The organism is Phycisphaera sp. (assembly GCA_025916675.1).
Taxonomy (GTDB): Bacteria; Planctomycetota; Phycisphaerae; order Phycisphaerales; family UBA1924; genus JAHCJI01.
This window is the reverse complement of sequence record CP098402.1, coordinates 1,409,787-1,426,688: the sequence shown is the minus strand read 5'-3', so window position 1 is coordinate 1,426,688 and position 16,902 is coordinate 1,409,787. Positions and strand designations below refer to the sequence as shown.

The following is a 16,902-nucleotide window of genomic DNA, read 5'->3' as shown; positions in this document are numbered from 1 at the left end:
GGCGCGATGCCCCAACCCGCCGCCAGGCTCGAGGGCCTGGAGCCCTACGCCCCGCCCGGTCGCGGATCGGGCGACGAACTCCTGCTGGACGCCAACGAGGGCCCGCCCGTCGACGAGCGCGCCCTGTCGATCCTCCGCACGGTGCGAGCCGACGACCCGCGGCGTTACCCCGACGCGGGAACGCTCGAAACCCGGCTGGCCGACGACCTGGGCGTTTCGCCGCAGCGGGTCATTGTGACCGCCGGTGCCGACGATGCGATCGACCGCCTGTGCCGGGCGGTGCTCGAGCCGGGCCGCCGGCTGCTGGTGCACGCCCCGACGTTCGAGATGATCGAGCGCAGCGGCCGGCTCGCGGGCGCGGCCATCGATCGGTGCCCGTGGATGGGCGGCCCGTTCCCTGTTGGGGCGATGATCGAGCGCATCACGCCGGCGACGTCGCTCGCGGCGATCGTCTCGCCCAACAACCCAACCGGGGGCCTGGTGCAAATCGACGAAATCGAGGAGGTCGCCAGCGCCCTGCGTCGGGTGGGCGGGCTGCTGATGGTCGACCAGGCGTACATCGAGTTCGCCGACAAGGACCCCACCACCACGCTCATCGATATCGGCAACGTCGTCATCACACGGACCTTCTCCAAGGCCTTCGGCCTTGCGGCCCTGCGCGTGGGCTACGCGATCGCCCCGCCCGTTGTCGCCCGATGGCTGCGCACCGTTGGGGGCCCGTATCCGGTCGCCGGCCCCTCGCTGGCTGTGGCTGGTGCATCTCTCGCGGTGCCGCGTGCGGCCACCATCGATCGCGTGCGCCACGAACGCTCCACCTTGACCGCCGAGTTGCGATCGCGAGGCTGGGACGTTCTGGAATCCTCTGCCAACTTCGTGCTCACGCGCCTGCCGTCCGATGCCCTGGAGGCCTTGCGGCGCAGCGGCGTCCGTGTCCGCACCTTCAGCGGCCGACCCGATCTGGACGGCTGGACCCGCATCACCCTGCCCGGCGACGAAGCCGCCTTCGATCGCCTGCGACTCGCGTTGGAGACGACCCATGCCTGAGCGAACCGCCACATTCACGCGCAAGACCAACGAAACCTCGATCGAGGGGGGGCTCTCTCTCGACGGCTCGGGCGCGTGCGACGTGTCCACGGGCATCGGCTTTCTCGACCACATGCTCGGGGCGCTCGCCTGCCACGGCCGCATCGATCTGGAACTGCGGTGCGAGGGCGACCTCGTCGTCGATGACCACCACACCGCCGAGGACACGGCCATCGTGCTGGGCTCAGCCATCGACGAAGCCCTGGGCGACCGCCGCGGCATCACGCGGTTCGGGCACGCCTACGCGCCGCTCGACGAGGCGCTGGCCCGGGTCGTTATCGATTTCTCCGGCCGTCCCTGCGCCCGCATCGATCTGGGGTTGAAGCGCGACCGCCTCGGCGATCTGGCGTGCGAGAACATTGACCACTGGTTCATCCCGCTGGCGATGAGCGCCCGCTGCGCCCTGCACGTGGACGTGCTGCGCGGCGATAACGACCACCACCGCGCCGAGGCCGCCTTCAAGGCCCTCGCGCTGGCACTGCGTCAAGCGGTTGCCATCGACCCGACCGCACGAACGGTCCCCTCAACGAAAGGCACCCTGTGAGCCCCCCCACCGTCACCATCGTGATGACCGGCGTCGCGAATGTCGCCTCGGTCAGCGCCGCCGTGCGCCGCCGCGGGGGGCTTGTTCGTCTGGCGACCGGACCCGCAGAGGTCGAGTCTGCCGAGTTCCTCGTACTCCCCGGCGTTGGCGCGTTCGCCGAGGGCATGGCCGCCTTGCGTTCGCTCGGCCTGATCGACCCCATCCGCCGGCGTGTAGAAGCCGATCGGCCGACGCTGGCCATCTGCCTGGGAATGCAGTTGCTCTGCGTGAGCTCCGAAGAATCCCCGGGCGTCGAAGGCCTGGGCGTCATCGAAGCGCGCGTCATGGCCCTGGCCAATCCGCCCCGGCCGAGATTCGGCTGGAACATGGTTAGTCCAACGCCCCAGTGCCGGCAGCTAACCGCGGGGTACGCGTATTACGCCAATTCCTTCGGCCTGCGGAACACGCCCGCAGGCTGGAACGCCGCCACCTCCGAGCTTGGCGCGCCGTTTATCGCTGGGCTGGAGCGCGGCCGAGTGGTGGCCTGCCAGTTCCACCCCGAGCTCTCGGGGACATGGGGCGCGGGCCTGATCTCGAGATGGATGCAACAGGAGGCCGTGCCATGCTGACCAGCCGTGTCATTCCGTGCCTGGACGTCCGGGACGGCCGCATCGTGAAGGGCGTGCGATTCGCCGGCCTGCGCGACGCGGGCGATCCCGTGGAACGGGCGACGCTCTACGAACAACAGGCCGCCGACGAGATCGTGATCCTCGACGTCTCGGCCACGCCCGAGGGTCGTGCGACCGCCCTGGAGACGGTGGCCTTGGTTCGAGATGCGCTCTCCATCCCACTGACAGTCGGCGGCGGGGTACGAAGCGTTGCGCACGCTCTGGCCTTGCTCGGTGCCGGGGCCGACAAGGTGGCCGTGAACTCCGCCGCCGTTGAGCGACCAGCCCTGTTGACCGAGATCGCCGACAGAGCGGGGGCCCAGTGCGTGGTGCTGGCCATCGATGCGGCGCGGACCGTGTCGGGGTGGGAGGTCGTCACGCGTTCGGGCACGCATCGCACCGGGCTCGACGCATTGGATTGGGCACGCGCAGGCATGGACGCGGGTGCGGGCGAGATCCTGCTCACCAGCTTCGACGAGGACGGCCGAGGCGTGGGCTACGACCTCGACCTGATCTCGGGTGTTGCCCGCGCAACCAAGCTCTCGATCATCGCCTCAGGCGGCGCGGCGGGGGCATCGCACATGATCGATGCCCTCACGGCCGGGGCCGATGCGGTGCTGGCGGCCTCGATCTTCCATGATGGCGTCCTCACCGTGGGCCAGGCCAAAGACTCCCTGCGTCAAGCGGGGGTGGAGGTGCGATTGTGATCATCCCTTCGGTCGATATCCGGGCGGGCCACGCGGTCCAGCTCATCGGCGGGGCCGAACAGGCACTCGACGCGGGCGACCCACGCCCGATCGCCGGGCGGTTCGGGCTCGTGGGCGAGGTCGCGGTGATCGACCTCGACGCCGCGATGGGAACCGGCAGCAACTCGGACGCCATCGCCGACATCGTGCGCCGCAGCCCCTGCCGTGTGGGCGGCGGCATCCGCGACGCGGCTGCTGCGGTGCGTTGGCTCGACGCGGGTGCGCGCCAGGTCATCCTCGGGACGGCCGCCCGGCCCGAGATCCTGCGCGAGCTTCCCCGCGAGCGCGTGATCGCCGCGGTAGACGCGCGGGATGGCGAGGTTGTCAGCCACGGCTGGACCCAACGGACTGGCCACACCATCGAGGCTCGCATCGAGGCCCTGCGCGAGTATGTTGGCGGTTTTCTGATCACGTTCGTCGAGCACGAGGGTCGGATGGGCGGAGTCTCGCCGGAAACCCTGGCTCGCGTCGCGGATCTGGTCACCCTCGCCGCCCCCGCGCGCGTCACTGTCGCCGGCGGTGTGCGCACGCCCGCCGACATCGCCGCGCTCGACCGGCTGGGTGCCGATGTGCAGGTGGGAATGGCGCTCTATACGGGCGCGTTCGGGCTTGCCGAGGGCTTCTGCGCCCCGCTGCGGAGCGATCGGCCCGATGGGCTGTGGCCCACGGTAGTGTGCGATCCGGGTGGTCGCACGCTCGGGCTGGTGTACTCGAATCTCGAGTCGGTTCGGGCCGCCATCGAGCAAGAACGCGGCATCTACTACTCTCGCTCGCGCGGCGGGCTCTGGACCAAGGGCGAGGCCTCGGGCCACACCCAGGACCTGCTGGGTATTGCTGCCGATTGCGACCGCGACGCCCTGCGGTTCACCGTGCGCCAGCACGGGCCGGGCTTCTGCCACACCGGGACACGCACCTGCTTCGGCGATGCTTCGGGCCTTGCCGCTCTGGATCAGACCCTCGCCCAGCGCCTGCAATCCCCACCGCCGGACTCGTACACGGCACGGCTGCTGGGCGATCGCCGCTTGCTCGCGGCCAAGCTCGCCGAGGAGGCCGCCGAGCTTGCCGACGCTCGCGATCCCGGCCACGCCGCCCATGAGGCTGCCGATTTATTGTACTTCGCCATGGTGGCTGCTCGGGCGCAAGGTGCGTCACTCGAGACCATCGAAGGCGAACTCGACGCCCGATCCCAACGCGTGACCCGCCGGCCGGGCCACGCCAAGCCCGCGAGATAGACCCATGGAAACCACCACACGACTGCTGCCACTCAAGCACGCCCGGGACATCGCGCGCCGTCGCGGCGCGCTGGATCCCGATGTCCTGATCCGCGCCACCGAGATCGTGAGCGATGTGCGCCGCGATGGCGAGCCGGCCGTCCGGCGGTACGCCCAACGGTTTGATGGCGTCGCGCCCGACGCTCCCCTGCTGCTGGGGCCCGAACCGCTGCAGCGGGCGCTGGCGGGGCTCGACGCCGAAACTCGCGGCGTGCTGGACCGCACCGCCGAGCGCGTCATGACCTTCGCCCGAGCCCAGCGCGCGACCACCACCGATCTGGACACATCTATCACCGGCGGCCGCGCGGGGCACACGCTGGTACCGATCGAAGCGGCGGGGTGCTACGCGCCGGCGGGGCGGTACCCGCTGCCATCCTCGGTGCTGATGACGGCGGTCACGGCCCGCGCAGCCGGGTGCGAGCGCGTTGTCGTCGCCTCGCCCTCGACCGACCCGCTCATGCTCGCCGCGGCGGGCGTGTCGGGCGCCGACGCCTATCTGCCGCTGGGCGGGGCCCACGCCGTCGCCGCCCTGGCCTACGGCTTTGCCGGTTTCGATCCGGTAGACATCATCGCCGGACCCGGCAATGCCTGGGTCACCGCGGCCAAGCACGCCGTCAGCGCCGACGTGGCCATCGACATGCTGGCCGGGCCATCGGAACTCCTGGTCATCGCCGACGAGTCGGCGGATCCCGAGCTCATCGCCGCGGACCTGCTGGCCCAGGCCGAGCACGATCCCGACGCGTCGGCCATGCTCGTGACCACGGATCGATCGATGCCCGACGCCGTGGAGGCCGCGCTCGATCGCCAGCTCAGGGCGCTGCCGACCCGCGACACCGCCCTGCTAGCACTAGCCAATGGATTTACGTGCGTCGTGGGAAGCCTTGACGAGGCTCGAGACGCGGCCGACACGATCGCCGCCGAGCACGTTGAGGTCCTTGTGCGCGATGCGGAGGCCTTCGCCGCCGGAATGCGCCATGGCGGAGCGGTATTCCTTGGCCCGCACAGCGCCGAGGTGTTCGGCGATTACGGCGCCGGCCCCAACCACACGCTGCCCACCGGCGGTACCGCCCGGTCGAGCGCGGGCCTCTCCGTGCTCACATTCCTGCGGGCCCGCACGTGGCTCAGCCTGGAAGACCCCGGCGCGCTGGCTCCCGACGCCACGGCGATGGCGCGGCTCGAGGGGCTCGAGGCCCACGCCCGCGCGGCCGAACGGCGTGCCTGAGGCGAGTCGGTGGTTATCCCATGCGCGGCTTAACGAATCAACGGGGCGTTCGGCGATCGCGACCACCAGCCCAGGATCGGGACTGACGGCTACCGTGCCCCCGCCATGCCCGACCGACCCCACCACCTTCATGACTCTAAACGCCTGCTCATCACAGGCGTCGCCGGCTTCCTCGGCCGGCACCTCGCGTGCGTGGCGCACGATGCGGGCTACGAGATCACGGGTGTGCTGCGTTTTACGCCAGAGTGTTCCACGCCGAACATGACCGACTTTGTGCGCGCGGATCTGGCCGAGCCGCGGGCGGCTCAGGATGCCATCGATCGGCTCTCGCCCGACGCGATCATCCACTGCGCCGCCAACGCCCGAACGAACGAGTGTGAGCGTTTCCCCGAAGCCGCCCAGCGTGACAACGTGCTGGCGACGGAGTTGCTCGCGCTCGCGTGCGAGGGCATCCCGCTGGTGGTGTGCTCGACCGACCTCGTGTTCGATGGCCATAGGCCCGGTGGCATGTATCGCGAAGATGATGAGCCCCACCCGATTAACGCATACGGGCGCAGCAAGCTGGCGATGGAACGGCGGCTCCGCGAGATGGGATCGAACGCCGTTATCGCACGGCTGCCGTTGCTGTTTGGCCCCCCCGCTGCCGAGGGCGCGTCTGGATGCTTCCTATCGGCGTGGGTCGAGCACTTGCGCAAGCGTGAGGACTTGGTGCTTTTCACCGACGAATGGCGCACGCCCCTGAGCGCACGGGATGCGGCTCGCGGCTTGCTGGCCTGCTTGGAGCGGGGCGAACCGGGTGAGGTGTACCACGTGCCTGGAGGCGAGCGGGTCGATCGGCTGGAACTGGGGCGGCGGTTTGCCCGGTTCGCGGCCGAGCCGCTGCGTTTCGATGCGGGCCTGATGAGGCCGGGTGTGCAGGCCGACGTGCCAATGGCCGCGCCCCGAGCCAGGGATGTTTCGCTCGATGGTGCGCGCGCAGCGAGCACCCTGGGATTTGAACCCGGGACGCTCGACGAGGAATTGGAGTGGACGGCCGGCGTGATGGCCGACCGGTTGTGAGGATTAATCGCAACCCCTGCTGAACGCATTCTGGAAGGCCAGGAAGTCGAACAGGGTCAGTGAGCCATCGCCGTCGAAGTCGGCTTCGAGGCTGCCAGCATCGAACAGGTTCTGGAATCCGAGGAAGTCGAAGAGCGTCAGCTCGCAATCGCCGTCGATGTCGGCCAGGCATGTGTTGCGCAGGTCGACGCTCGTCCCCGTGTAGAAGAGTCGCCACTTGCGGTTGCTCGTGGCCACCGGCGGGATGAAAGTATCGAACTCGCCGGTCACGGATGTTCCCGAGATAATGACGAAGTTCTCGCAGACGCCCGCCTCAAAACCGTCGATGATCGAGGCTTCCAGTGTACCGTCGACGGTGATGGTGGCCGTTCCGGCGATGTGATCGAAGTCTCCAGCGTCGCGGCCGCCGATCTGAATCTCGACACGGGTCGTGTCTTCCATCGCCAGTTCGACGAATGCCGTAAGGATGCCCGTCTCGCCGACCGCCGATCCCGACCGGCCCGGAGCGATCGTCCCCTGCACGATGAAATCGCCATTGATCTGGCCGTTCCCCGTGATAGAAAAGTCCGGGCCAAACGTGTTCTGGACGCCACCGGAGGCGCGGATAAGTTGGGCCCGCCCCGGCGTGGCTCTAGGTGCGGTCCCGTTCAAGAACAATTCGCCATTGCCATTGACTGTGGAGCTGTTCGTCGTCAGGAGGCGTGATGCGGACGAGCCTCCGTTGCTGTTGATGACGATGGTGCCATCGATGGTGAGGCCATCTCCGATCCGTAAATCGCGTGTGTTCTCGACCTCGATGTCGCCCGTCACTTGATCGACGCCATTGAGAACACCGTTGCCGTTGGCGATCTCAAAGACACCACCGGTGCTGTCGATCTCACCGCCGTTGATGGTACTGCGAAGGTTCAGCCTGCCATCGTTCACAACAATGCGACCGGCGGGTCCCTGATTGATCACGGTGGACAAGCGAACCACACCACCGTCGTTGATCTCGATCAGGTTGTTGTTGGTCTTGGGGGTGCCAACGAATGCCATCTCCAGGCCGTCTCGGTCGGCGCGGATGACGCCGTTGTTGATCAGATTCGAGTTCATCTGGCCGGAACCGCGCACGAGCACGGTATCGGCCAGCGTGATCGTGAGGCCGCCAGCTGCATCTATGAACTGGGCTCGGCCGGCGGCCGTTGTTGACGTGTCGTTCATCACGATCGTTGCATCGCCGTCCAGCGTGCCGCTGGTCGTGAACAGGAGACGCGAGGCCGACGCACCCATTTCTCGATTCACAACGATGGTGCCGTCGATTGTCAGACCGCCGGCGACCTGAAGATCGCGTGTGTTCTCGATTGCGATGTCGCCGGTGACGCGTTCGATGTTGTCGAACACGCCGTTCCCGGTAGCGATCTCGAAGATACCGCCGGTGCTGTCGATCTCGCCGCCGGAGATGGTGCTGCGTAGATTCAGCCTGCCATCGTTCACAACAATGCGACCGGCGGGTCCCTGATTGATCACGGTGGACAAGCGAACCACACCACCGTCGTTGATCTCGATCAGGTTGTTGTTGGTCTTGGGGGTGCCAACGAATGCCATCTCCAGGCCGTCTCGGTCGGCGCGGATGACGCCGTTGTTGATCAGATTCGAGTTCATCTGGCCGGAACCGCGCACGAGCACGGTATCGGCCAGCGTGATCGTGAGGCCGCCAGCTGCATCTATGAACTGGGCTCGGCCGGCGGCCGTTGTTGACGTGTCGTTCATCACGATCGTTGCATCGCCGTCCAGCGTGCCGCTGGTCGTGAACAGGAGACGCGAGGCCGACGCACCCATTTCTCGATTCACAACGATGGTGCCGTCGATTGTCAGACCGCCGGCGACCTGAAGATCGCGTGTGTTCTCGATTGCGATGTCGCCGGTGACGCGTTCGATGTTGTCGAACACGCCGTTCCCGGTAGCGATCTCGAAGATACCGCCGGTGCTGTCGATCTCGCCGCCGGAGATGGTGCTGCGTAGGTTTAGCCGGCCGTCGACGACCTCAATTCGGCCCCCGGGGCCCTGGATGACTGGCACCGACAAACGCATGACTCCGTCGTTGTCGACACGGAACACACCGTTGTTGGTCTTTGGCGTACCGAGGATGGCCAGTTCAAAACCCGGCGCATCGGCCAGCAGCAGGCCGTTGATCGTCGCGTTCGTATTGAACTGGCCCGAGCCTCGCACGGTCAGATCCGAGCCGAAAATGGTTGACAAGCCCCCAAAGGCATCGAGGATCTGAGCACGACCCGCAGCCGTCGTTGTCGTGTCGTTCATGACAATTTCACCAGAGCCATCGAACGCTACCGTCGTGTTGCCGGGAAGGAGCCGGGCTGCACTAGCGCTGCCGGTGTCGTTGATCACGAGCGTTCCATCGATCGTTGCCGTTGGCCCACTAATACGAAGATCGCGGGTGCCCCCGATGCCAACCGTCGCGGTTGGGTTCGTGATGAAGAGCCCATCGATGTTGACATTGAGCGATCGGATAAGAGCCGCATAACTGCCCGGCAGGCCAATGATCGCCGATTCACCCGGCACGTTGGGCACCTCCATCGGGTTCCAGTTCGCGGTATCGTTCCAGAACCCGCCAGCGGCATTGTCCCAGTTGATATCTTGGGCTGAGGCGGTGGCGATGGTTCCGACGGCGGCAAGAATGGCTACCACGACGCTCGACGTGTTGTTCATCCTGATCTCTCCCGGTGTGATGCTTCCACGAGACCGGGGCTCTTGGCCAAGCCAACAGCAACCCTGGCTCATGTTACACGATCCGGTACAAAAGCGTCGCGAGTTGGCTCACTCAGTGTGAGGACAGACCTTATTTGGACCAGATTCTGATACGACCTGGCAAGATAGGAAGTATGCGCATTTGCCAAGCACGTCCTGAGCGGCGGTCACTAGCGCCCCAGGGTCCTTGCCGAAAGGAACCACTCGAGCGTCAGTACCACAAGCCCCGCCAGAAGGAACCAAGGCCAGAGTTCCTGCTCGCCGCCAGACCGGGCGTCGCGTGAGAAGCCACCCACGAGCCCACCAAATCCAGACGGTAGCTCGGGTCGCACGCTCGCCTCGCTCTCGAGTTCGCTCGTCACATTGACGGCGACGGCACGCTGGTCACCGGTTGAGGCCTCCTCGAGCAGGTAGACGCCCGCGCGTTCGATCGGTCCGATGGCAGGACGGGTCGTTGGTGACGAAGCGGAAAGCTCGAAATCACCATTCTGGCCGATCAGGCGGATCGTGCTACGCGCCTGTGCGAGCATGGGCGTCGCGAGATCACCCGCTCGGATGCTGTCGGCCGCGTCCCGCGCGCCGCGCATCGAGAGGTAATCGATGGCCTCGGCGATGAAGAGCGGAAAACTCACCAGCTTGGGCCAGTTGCTCATCGCCGGCTCGAAACCAACCCAGATCCGTCGCTGTTGCTGGTCCTCGAACCCGATGATGAGCGGCGCTCGCTCGCCGCTGGCCAGGATGGTGTGTTGCATCGCTCCCCCGCCATCCTGGAGGTCGGCGGCAATGATTGGTTCGGCAACCGAGAGCTGGCCGAGCGTGAGATCACGCATGACCGGGTGCGTGCGACGCCAGGCAATGACTCTTGTTCCTGGGAGGGTGCCGGGATCGGCGGTGGGCCATGCTGTTCCGTCGGGTGCCGGTGGTGGCGGCCCGAAGTGCAAGCTGGGCACGCGCGGCGGGACGCTGGGGCTGACACGATCGAACACGATCGCATCGAAGGGCAGGTCGCCCGCGGCGGCGAGTTGCTCGTAGCGGCTGAGTCGCACGATCCGCAGGGTGCCCAGGTCCATCGCTTCCAGCACGGCGGCGATGAGCAGCACCGGACCCGGGCGATCGGGATCGACGATCTCGGTCTCGGGGATCACCTGGAGCACGCGCGGGCGGCCGGCCGGCCGGAGCCAGAGCGAGGCGGAATCATCGGCGGATAGAACGTCCTGACCGGGCAAGAGCACGCTGAGAACGCCCCCGTCAACGGTCACCGTGGATAGCCCGACGGTTGCTTCTATCGGGCCATCGGTATCGTCCGTTGATGAGAGCTTCGCGATTCCCTCGGCGATAACCTGGCCATCCAAGGCCAGGCGCACGGGCAAATCGCGGCGCATCTCGCCCGTCGCGAGCACGCGGGCAAAGACGCGGACCATCGCGGGGTCCTCGTACGACCGCTGGGCGGCGATGGCCACGATGCCGGCGTTCCCCGGCGGGTCTTCGATCGCGCCCCCAACCGGTTCGAGGCGGAGTTCGATGTTGGCTGCAAGCGGTTCGCTCGGCGGAGCAAGCCCGCCGTCGGAAGCCAGGACGACCGTCAGGCCCATAAGCGACGGCGGTTCCATCTCGGTACCTGCTACGTCCGCTGCGTCGTCACCGGCCGCCGCGAGCCGGACGAGCCCGGCGAGCGCGTTGGCCGAGCCTTCCTCATCGGTTGGCTCGGCGGCATCGATGGCGCCAAGTAGAACGGATCGGTCGCTCGTCCACGGTGTCAGGGGGAGCGCCTCGGACCCGAGCGCGACCACCATGACGCGCGTGTTGTTCGCCGAGGCGAGATCGGACGCGAGCTCGCGCAGCCGTTCGCGTGCCTGCTCGAATCGTGTGATGCCCGCGGGGCCATCGGTCGAGTTCATCGAGGCCGAGCGGTCGAGCACGAGCATGACGCGGCCGCCCAGCTCGCTGGGGATCGCGGGGCGGCCGAAGGCCAGGAGCAGGAGCGCCAGGCCGAGCAGTTGCAGGAGCAGCTGGGTGTGCGGCCGCACCATGCGCCAGGGCGTGTTGCCCTGCGCATCGCGGACGGCCCGCTCCCAGAACATCACGCTGCCCACGCGCACCGGGCGGCGGCGGAGTTTTAATAAGTAGAACGCGATGATGGGCGGCACGGTCAGCCCCGCGGCGAAAAGCGCGGCCCAGGGCGCGAGAAGGGTCACGAGTCCCATCCCCCACCCCATCCCTTGCCCGGCTCTGGTGCGGGCGGCGCCACACCCTTGGGCCGCGTCACCTGCTTGAGCGCCGGCTCGTAGCCCGTCGCCATCACGTACATCTCGGTCGAGACCTCGCGCGTCGCCCGGGGCTTGAGGCCCCGGCACCACGCGAACATGTCGTGCGTCCGCTTCACCAGGTCGGGGTACACCTCGCCCTCGAACACCTTGTACACGAGTGCCCCGCCCGGCCGCAGCACGCCGGGCAGGATCTCGAGGATGGCCTCGCACAGGCGGACCGACCGGTAGTGGTCGCCCGCGCCGCTGGTGTTGGGGGCCATGTCGCTGATGACCGCGTCGTAGAGCGCGGGCTTGTCCGGATCATGGCCCCGCATCGCCACCACGGGCTCGAGCAGCGTCTGGGCGGGCAGCTTGGTCATGTCGCCGCGCATCGTGACCACGCAGGGCGGCATCGGGTGCCGCACGTCGCTCAGGTCGACGCCGGCGACCAGCCCGTCCTCACCGACAATCTCGGCGGCCACCTGCAGCCAGCTCCCCGGGGCGCACCCCAGGTCGAGCACGGCCATGCCGGGCTTGAGGATGCCCCGCCGCTCCTGGATCTCCAGCAGCTTGTACGCCGAGCGGGCGAGGTATCCCTCGGCCTTGGCCTTCTTGAAGTACTCATCGTGGAGGACGCGTCTTGGGCGGGTCGAGCGGGAGGGGCGGGGGGACATAGCCAGAGGATAGGAGCGGACCGCCGGGGACTGGGCACCGGGTACTGGTCCACACCCGCCTCACCCCACCCAGCACGCTGTCGTCTCCCGTCTTGTTTTCCCTACGCGCATCCAGAGTCGAAGGCGTTCTGGAACGCCAGGAAGTCGAAGATGGTTAGCTCGCCATCGCCGTCGAAGTCCGCAGCACAGCACTCGCCCGGATCGGCGGCCTGGTCGGTGACGAGCACGCTCCAAGAATAGAGCCTCGGGTCGGCGGCCTGCGCGAAGCCGCCGATGAACTCGACGGTCCAAACGCCCTCGCGCGGTAGGCCGTCGAAGGCGCTCAGCGGCTCGTGCGGCCGGTACGAGGGCGGTGAGACGATGGGGCCGAAGCGGCAGCACGTGTCACCCACCGTCTCGATGCCCGGGCCCGCGCCCTCGTCGTCGAGGGTGATGTCGTAGCCGAGGTTGACGAAGCCGTCGCGGCTGGCCGGGTGCCCGGGCTGGTCGATCAGCGTGACTGTGACGCCTGCGTGCGAGAGGCGCACCGTGGTCTGCCCGATCCGGAAGTCGTCGTGGATCGTGAAGTCGACGTCGGCGATCGTGCCCACCTCGGTGACGGTCAGCGAGTCGACGAAGTGGACGCCGTCGTACAGCCACAGGCCCGGGCCGTAGTCGAGGCGGCCTTCCACGGTGTTCGCGTCGTCGCACTCGTCGGGGATGCCGTTCTCGTTGCAATCCTCGCTGAATCCGCTGCGGATGTCACAGTCGTCGGGGATGCCGTTGCCATTGCAGTCCGACTCGCAGGAATCGGGGATGCCATCGCCGTCGCAGTCCGGCTCGCACTCGTCGGGGATGTCGTTGCCGTTGCAGTCGTTGCTGACGCCGCCGGTGATGTCGCAGTGGTCGTTCACGCCGTTGCCGTTGCAGTCGCGGTACTCGTATCCGAAGACTGCCAGGCGATCGATCAGCCACTGCTCGTCCTCGGGGCCTACCCGGCCGTCGCCGTCCAGGTCGATGGGGTTGGCGGTCCACGCGCAGTGGTCGTCGTGGTTCACGGCCACGTCGCCGTTGACGTCGCCGGGGATGATCATGGTCCCGATAGGCGTGAGCAGGACCGCGTGGTTAGAGGCAGCTGCGATCTGCAAGTTGTCGTTGATGCCGTACGCGACGTCGGTCGAGTAGCGGAACCGGATCGTCTCCGGCAGAAGGGTGTTGATCGCATACTCGTCGCGCTGACCATCGATGTAAATGCCGCCGTCCCAGCCGCGGCCGTAGCCGATCGTGAAGTCGCCGTTGTTGTTGATGGCAAAGCCAGTGTCCCACGGGCTCCCAGGGTCTGGCACCAGCCAACCCGCGTCGGTGAGGCGAACCCAGCTCGCCAGCGTTCGGCCGGCACCGTCAGAGTATGGCCGCCCCGCGCGACCCGCGAGCGAGCCGTCGTCGGAGATGCCTGTCAGCGTCAGGCTGATGCAGTCTGGCGGGAGGACCAGCTCAAAGAAGCCCCCAAAGAGATCGCCCTGGTAGCGGTCTCCGATGATCTGGTCGGCGTTGTTGATGTCGGTCGCGCGGACTGGGAAGCTCAATGGCTCGAGCACACCGGTCACGATGTCGTACTTGGTAGCCGCTTCGTGCACGTCCTGGCCCTGGTAGCCGACCGCCTTGCCGTTGTTGTTGACGGCAACTAGCTTGCCCTCGTTCATGCCGGGCAGGTTGCCCACGTTCCGCGTCTCAATGACTTCGCCGGTGACGGTCGAGAAGCGCCACACGGCCGCGTCGATCGCGTAGTCGTGCACGCCATGCACGCTGCCTCCGACGATGATGATGTCGCCGTTCTCGTCTCGGTCGGTCAGGTCCATGGCCTGCGTCGCGGGCGCACCGTCGAGCAACGGAAGAACCACCAGGCCGTACTCGAACGTGAAGATGAAGGAGTGCTGGAGGCCGCCCTCCACGCCCACTTCACCGATCAGGTCGCCGTTCTTGTTGATCGCCCGGCTCTGGCTGGTGAGGAACTCATAATCAAACAGCGCTTCGAGCGGGGCGGCCATGTCTGTAACGTGGTACACCGGCGGGTCGGCCTGTGCCACCGCCACAGCCGGGGTGAGCAGGGCTGCGAGTGCCAGATTGTGTAACCGAGTATGCATTGGTATCGTCCTCCGGGTAAGGTCGTGATCCTCACTTTACCGCGGATATGGCAAAACACGTGCCATTGTCACACGTTCATGACCGCGCCTCCGTGGAGCCAGCGGCTTGGTCAAGCCACAGCGAATCTAGCATTTGGCTCGTGCTGGCCATTCAAGTGGCCTGTCGTGGCCATATTGGAACAAGAGTATTGCTAAATATGTGATTGAACGAAAAGCCCGGGCTCACGCCCGGGCCACGTTCTGGATTCGGTTGTTACCTTTACGCGCAGCCCGCGTCGAACGCGTTCTGGAAGCACAGGAAGTCGAAGATGGTGAGGTCGCCGTCGCCGTCGCAGTCGGCTTCGGGATCGCCGGCATCAAAGAGGTTCTGGAATTCGAGGAAGTCGAAGATGGTCAGGTCGCCGTCGCCGTCCAGGTCGGCGTAGCAGGCCTCGCCGGTATAGAACATGATGGGCCGGCGGCCGGGGTCGCCGAAGAACGGGCCGTTCCAGCCGCCGCCGCTGTCGACCGGCTGCCAGAAGTAGGTCATCTGGACGGCGTCGGGATGGTCGACGGCGACGAAGTCACGGTAGTCGTTGGTGACGCTGGAGAAGGTCACGAAGTACTGCTCGCCCGCGGTCACGCCGTAGGGCACATCGAACAGATCGCCGCCCCAGCCGGTGGTCGTGGTCGAGAACGTGGCCTCGCGCAGGATGGCGCCGGGCTGGCCGCCGTCGTTCTCGCGCAGGCGGATGATGCCATCGGCGATCGCGCTGGTGTGCCAGAGCATCTGGGCCATGTTGAAGTCGTTCTGGGCGGTCCACAGGAAGGCCTGCTCGTGGCCGCGCGTGGCTGTCCAGGTGGTCTCCAGCGGGATCTCGTGGTTCACGCCCTCGACGAAGGTCTGGGCCATGGCGATCGGAGCAAGGCCGGCGACGGAGGCAAGAATGGCGAGGGAGGAAAGGGTTTGGTTTTGCATGTTCACTCTCCTTGGTAAGATCTCGTTCGTGGATCGCGGCAGAGCGCGCACCATCCAACGAAAACCGCTACGGGCGATCCCGTAGCGGCGTTACATGGGTCGGGTTCTCGGAGCGTCGCGCGTGGGGGCTACGCGCACCCGGCGACGAACTCGTTCTGGAAGGCCAGGAAGTCGAAGATGGTCAGGCGGCCGTCGCCGTCGAAGTCGGCCGCCAGGTCGCCCGAGGCGAACAGGTTCTGGAAGCACAGGAAGTCGAAGATGCTCAGGCGGCCGTCGCCGTCGCAGTCGGCGCGGCAGCCGGTCTCACCGACGAAGCCGGCGCCGGCGATGGTCATCGACCGAGCGCCACGGGACGCGATCTCGACGCGGTCCATCCCGCCTACGACGCCTGACCCCTGGCCCGGGTCGAACTCGATGGCGTCGACGGTGTAGCGGCGTCCGCCGATCTCGACGTCGAATGGCGAATCGCACTTGAGCACGAGCACGAGCTCATCGAACTGGTTGAGCACGTAGCACCAGGTCAGCTCGAAGCACGGGTTGAACAGGCTTAGCGAAGCGCCCGAGCCGAGGATGGGATCCCCGACTTCACGCCCCCCCAGCAGGAGGCGCGTGGGGATGCGCGGCACGCCCACGTCACCGAAGTCTGGCGTGACCTCGACGACGGGCGGGCCGCCCGGAATCGAGGTCTTGACCATCGTGGCCGATAGCGTCTCGCGGAAGAACCCCCCGCAGTTCCACCACGGGTACCACTCGAGATCGACCGGGGTGCCAGTTGGCAGGCTGTCGACGTCCATCGAGTGCTCGAACCGCGTGTCCGCCGCCCAGGCCGCATCTTCAACGGTCAGCGCTGCTCGGATCTCGGGCACCGCCGTGCTCTCGGCCTCGAGCACGAGGCTTTCGCCGCGGGGAATGCCCAGGGTGCCGTCGAAGGGCGTAGCGATCCAGTCTCCGATGACGATCGGACCGACAAACACGGTGCGGAACGCTTCCTTGGCGGTGCACTCGACGGTCGTCGATGTGCCCGCATCGTCGTAGTAGTTGTACTCGGCCGTGTCGGTCAGGATGCTGCGATACGGGAAGCCGCCCGAGGCCTCGAACTCGCCGCACCAGACACGGATCGGGTTGGCCGTGTCCGCGAAGATACCTCCGGGAGGAAAGTGGATCTGGCCGACAACGATGTTCTCGACGTCATCGCCGTTGATGTCGCCGGGGTCACTCAGGCCGGGACCGATGATGCACGCCCCGCCAATATCGATCCAATCGACTCCGCTGGTTAGCAGGTCGAGCTGTGCGCTGGCGAAGGCGTGGCCGTCATCGGGGAAGTGGGCCCACAGCTCCACCTCGAAGTTGTCCGACAGGATGGCCTTGCGCTTGACCTTCAGCTCCCACCGGCAACAGTCTTCGGCGACGGCGGTGGTGGCGATGCCCGCGAGTGTCGACAGGGCCAGAGCGCCACAGAGGATCTTGGTGTTCACGATGCGTTTCATTGGGATGCTCCTGCGTTGTGACGGCTCCGGTCGTGCCGGCGGCTACATGGCCGCCTTTGTCTTGAGCGGTTCGGAGTTCGTCTCCGATAGGAGCGCA

General features: G+C 66.8%; 13 protein-coding genes. 7 read left to right on the top strand and 6 right to left on the bottom strand.

The window, feature by feature from the left end; all coding sequences use genetic code 11:
- The first annotated feature begins 6 nt into the window (after positions 1–6).
- The 7 genes from NCW75_06175 to NCW75_06145 all read left to right on the top strand — a co-directional run bounded on the left by NCW75_06175 (position 7) and on the right by NCW75_06145 (position 6,572).
- Complete coding sequence (locus NCW75_06175; GenBank protein ID UYV13871.1) at positions 7–1,044, top strand: histidinol-phosphate aminotransferase family protein; 1,038 nt, start codon at positions 7–9, stop codon at positions 1,042–1,044.
- Positions 1,037–1,627 (top strand): imidazoleglycerol-phosphate dehydratase HisB, encoded by a 591-nt coding sequence (gene hisB, locus NCW75_06170; GenBank protein ID UYV13870.1) that lies wholly within the window; start codon positions 1,037–1,039, stop codon positions 1,625–1,627. Before NCW75_06175 ends, hisB begins: the two co-directional genes overlap by 8 nt.
- Positions 1,624–2,235 carry an imidazole glycerol phosphate synthase subunit HisH gene (hisH, locus tag NCW75_06165; GenBank protein ID UYV13869.1) on the top strand — a complete coding sequence of 204 codons (612 nt, stop codon included), beginning with the start codon at positions 1,624–1,626 and terminating at the stop codon, positions 2,233–2,235. Before hisB ends, hisH begins: the two co-directional genes overlap by 4 nt.
- Complete coding sequence (locus tag NCW75_06160) at positions 2,229–2,981, top strand: imidazole glycerol phosphate synthase cyclase subunit (GenBank protein ID UYV13868.1); 753 nt, start codon at positions 2,229–2,231, stop codon at positions 2,979–2,981. The genes hisH and NCW75_06160 overlap by 7 nt, the downstream gene beginning before the upstream one ends.
- Positions 2,978–4,252, top strand: coding sequence for a phosphoribosyl-ATP diphosphatase (hisE, locus tag NCW75_06155; protein ID UYV13867.1), 1,275 nt, complete (start codon positions 2,978–2,980; stop codon positions 4,250–4,252). Before NCW75_06160 ends, hisE begins: the two co-directional genes overlap by 4 nt.
- A gap of 4 nt (positions 4,253–4,256) precedes the next feature.
- Positions 4,257–5,513: a histidinol dehydrogenase gene (hisD, locus tag NCW75_06150; GenBank protein UYV13866.1), complete on the top strand. Its 1,257-nt coding sequence runs from the start codon at positions 4,257–4,259 to the stop codon at positions 5,511–5,513.
- 105 nt (positions 5,514–5,618) lie between these two features.
- Entirely contained in the window at positions 5,619–6,572 is a 954-nt protein-coding gene (locus tag NCW75_06145) for an SDR family oxidoreductase (GenBank protein UYV13865.1), read from the top strand.
- A 3-nt stretch (positions 6,573–6,575) separates the two neighbouring features.
- On the opposite strand, the gene NCW75_06140 is transcribed toward NCW75_06145, so the two are convergent.
- The 6 genes from NCW75_06140 to NCW75_06115 form a co-directional block, all read right to left on the bottom strand.
- Entirely contained in the window at positions 6,576–9,278 is a 2,703-nt protein-coding gene (locus NCW75_06140; GenBank protein ID UYV13864.1) for a hypothetical protein, read from the bottom strand.
- A 209-nt stretch (positions 9,279–9,487) separates the two neighbouring features.
- A complete protein-coding gene (locus NCW75_06135) occupies positions 9,488–11,521 on the bottom strand; it encodes a BatA and WFA domain-containing protein (protein ID UYV13863.1) in 2,034 nt (677 codons plus the stop codon).
- The gene (locus tag NCW75_06130; GenBank protein ID UYV13862.1) at positions 11,509–12,237 is read right to left on the bottom strand and encodes an RlmE family RNA methyltransferase; all 729 of its coding nucleotides are present in this window, start codon (positions 12,235–12,237) and stop codon (positions 11,509–11,511) included. The genes NCW75_06135 and NCW75_06130 overlap by 13 nt, the downstream gene beginning before the upstream one ends.
- A 101-nt stretch (positions 12,238–12,338) precedes the next feature.
- Positions 12,339–14,360, bottom strand: coding sequence for a DUF3466 family protein (locus NCW75_06125; GenBank protein UYV13861.1), 2,022 nt, complete (start codon positions 14,358–14,360; stop codon positions 12,339–12,341).
- 259 nt (positions 14,361–14,619) lie between these two features.
- Complete coding sequence (locus tag NCW75_06120; GenBank protein UYV13860.1) at positions 14,620–15,318, bottom strand: hypothetical protein; 699 nt, start codon at positions 15,316–15,318, stop codon at positions 14,620–14,622.
- 128 nt (positions 15,319–15,446) lie between these two features.
- On the bottom strand, positions 15,447–16,805 hold the full coding sequence (locus NCW75_06115; GenBank protein UYV13859.1) for a hypothetical protein: 1,359 nt from the start codon (positions 16,803–16,805) through the stop codon (positions 15,447–15,449).
- Positions 16,806–16,902: the final 97 nt, after the last annotated feature.